This is a genomic window from Gordonia sp. McavH-238-E, from assembly GCF_022348225.1.
In the GTDB taxonomy this organism is placed as follows: domain Bacteria; phylum Actinomycetota; class Actinomycetes; order Mycobacteriales; family Mycobacteriaceae; genus Gordonia; species Gordonia terrae.
In genome coordinates, this window is sequence record NZ_JAKRFE010000038.1 from 1 (window position 1) to 2,844 (window position 2,844).

At 62.1% G+C, this 2,844-nt stretch carries 2 protein-coding genes; both read right to left on the minus strand.

Annotation, left to right across the window (positions count from 1 at the left end):
- Positions 1–344 precede the first annotated feature (344 nt).
- The gene (locus tag MHN80_RS25590) at positions 345–1,439 is read right to left on the minus strand and encodes a hypothetical protein (protein ID WP_004022072.1); all 1,095 of its coding nucleotides are present in this window, start codon (positions 1,437–1,439) and stop codon (positions 345–347) included.
- The gene (locus MHN80_RS25595) at positions 1,436–2,734 is read right to left on the minus strand and encodes an LLM class flavin-dependent oxidoreductase (RefSeq protein WP_068970850.1); all 1,299 of its coding nucleotides are present in this window, start codon (positions 2,732–2,734) and stop codon (positions 1,436–1,438) included. The genes MHN80_RS25590 and MHN80_RS25595 overlap by 4 nt, the downstream gene beginning before the upstream one ends.
- Between the last annotated feature and the right edge of the window lie 110 nt (positions 2,735–2,844).

A 2,844-nucleotide genomic window follows, 5' to 3' on the forward strand; every position in this document is an offset into this window, starting at 1 on the left:
TCTCGTCGCGCTTCACATGCCATCCGGGTGGCCCGGTCCTTGAGTTCCTCACTGTACTTGCGTGGTGCTGCCATGCTCTCCATCCTTCACAGGTTCGAGAGCCTCCGACAGACCCGGGGCGGTTCAGACCGTCGGCCAATCTGCGCCCCAACCACCGTGCTCCTCGGGTACCGCGAGCGCCAGCAGACCACTTAGGCGTAAGTCCTCTTTCTCACGGGTGGCTGGCCCCCCATCGCGATCCCGTTCGACGATTCCCTCCCGCCAGCTTGCAGCAAGGTCTCGAGCCACCGCGAGAGGATCGCCCGCCCGCCGGTCGGTGGCCGCCGCCGTGTCGTCGGTGACTGTCATTCGTATTCTCCAATCGCTGATGTGCCGGCCGCGCATGTACGCAGGCTCGTCTGCAGAAATTCCGGGGCCGACCAATCAGTCAGGTCGATCGCCTTATCCACCAGATCGTGGTCGACCAGGTACCGCTGTGTCGCAGCAAGGACAGTGAGCGCATCGTGGTCGAGGGTGGGTACTAAGTTGTCGGTGAAGTGCTCGCCGAAACCGCGTGTCACCGCAGTCTCGCTAACACCGAGGTTGCGGGCATGAATCGCGACTGTCTCGGTCAGATGATCGCGCGCCCAGGAGCCTGCCCGGACCACCGTATCCACCAGATGCTGCACGAGTGACGGGTTCTTATCGACGAGTTGCGCGCTGATTGTCCAAACGCTGGCGTAGTGGCTTGTCCTGTCCAAGCTCAGGTCACGCAGCGGTCTAACACCGGTGAGGTCTTCGAACTCCGCGGACCACGGAAGCCAGCTGAATAGCGCATCGACCGTCCCCCCGGCAAAGACTTGTGCCTGATGGGCCCCGACGGCGGGAAAGAGGTCCGAACCGTTCACTGATGCCGATGCGCTGAGTCGGTCCTGCGGTAAGTCGACTCCCGCCGTCTCAATGGGTACGAGCTCGATATCGTTTACTGTTACGCCGGAGTGACGAAGGGTGTGCTGCAGGGCTCGCGCCTCCCAAGTGCCCAGTGCGACGAGAGTCTGGCGCCACGGGTCGAGCTGTCGGTAGTCACCAAGGTCGCCGCGCAGGATCCGGATTGCCGATGCGGATACGCCGACACGATGCCCCGCCAGTTGCTCCGGTGCGGTCAGGGTGGGGTCGGCCGCGTAAAAGCCCAGCTTTCCCTCGAACAGGGTGACGCCCAGGAGGCGTGTGCGACCCGGTGCACGCAGGCCCTCACTCACCAACGGCGGGATCTCTCCGCCGAATCGGGTGTAAGCGGGATGATCGTAGGTGAAGTGCAAGGAGCCCAGCGGCCCTCCCAGCACGTCCAGATTGATGCCAGCCTCGGCGAGCAACTGCGACTCGCGGCCAACCAGCAGGGCGTTGGGAACAGGGCAGTTGCTGTACGCGAGGGTGTGGACCGCTGAGCTGGTGTCGGTCACAGCGCCGCCGCCCCGCTTGGCAGTTCCAGGCCGAGGTGGTCGCGCAGCGTTGATCCCTCATACTCGTCGCGGAATACCCCACGTTCTTGCAACAGCGGCACCACCTGGTCGACAAAGTCCTCGTAAACGCCGGGCAGATAGGCGGCGGAGATGATGAACCCATCAGCCGCTCTCGCATCGAAGTACTCGACCAGTCTGTCGGCGATCTGGGTGGGCGTTCCTCCCCACTGCGGGACAAAACCCACGTTCGTGCCATAACGCTTTCCAAGGTCGGCCAGTGTCAGATCCTCGCCGTCGCTCGCAACCGTGGAGAACATGTGGAGCATGGTGGGGATGTGCGCGTCCCCCAAGCTCGCGACGATGTCGGAGTACTTCGCGTCTAGGGGGAAGGCGGACAAGTCGATTCCACTATGACTCGACAACGTCGACAGACCGACCTCGGGGTGGACGAGACCGTTGATGTATTCGAGGCGATCGCGTGCGATCGCCTCGGTCTCCCCAAGTATGGGCATGACAGCTGTGAAAACCTTCGTGGCGTCGGGGTTGCGACCCGCGGCACTCACTTGCCCCTTGATGTCCTGGTACGTGCGCTGCATCATCTCCAGCGTCGGCGAGATGCTGAACACGGCGTCGGCCCACTGGCCCGCGAAACGTCTACCGCGAGGCGACAATCCGGCCTGGAGGAGTACTGGCTCGCGCTGACTTGAAGGGGGGATTTGCAGGGGGCCGCGCACGTCGAACCAGTCACCACGGTGATCGACGTAATGAACTTTCTTAGGATCAGCGAACCGGCCGCAGATCTTGTCCAACAGCAGCGCATCATCGTCCCACGAGTTCCACAGCTTACGTACGACCTCGACGAACTCGTCCGCGCGGTCGTAACGGGTGTCGTGTTCAAGATGAGCATCGATTCCGAAGTTCTTTGCCTCTGAATCGTTCAGCGATGTCACGATGTTCCACGACACCCGCCCGTCGGACAGGTTATCCAGCGTTGCCAGGATACGGGCGACGTGAAACGGCGGGTAATACGTGGTGGAGATGGTGGCTCCAAGTCCCAACCGGTCGGTCACGGCGGCCATCGTCGCCACCACCGTGGCGGGCTCGAGTGCGATCGCGCCCTGGCCGCCCAGTCCGACGCCTGTTTGCAGATCATGGCCGTAGCTGTCCTCGACTGCGAGAGCATCCGGAAGGAAAAGAAGATCAAACTTTCCGCGTTCAAGGGTCTGAGCGATCTTCTTATAGTATGCACCGGAAAGAAAATCGTTAGTTGCTGCGGATCTAGTGTCCTGAGTCATTAATTTCCGTTCGGTTGTTAGGCTAGGGAATGGCAACCCGGGGTCCGCGAGCAGTGGATATTGTTCTGACTGATGACGAGCGCCGTGAGCTCGAAGGGTGGGCGCGTCGG

Bases quoted from the DNA above. Each gene is read 5' to 3' on its own strand.
- MHN80_RS25595 (WP_068970850.1), bottom strand. From the start codon at position 2,734: ATGACTCAGGACACTAGATCCGCAGCAACTAACGATTTTCTTTCCGGT.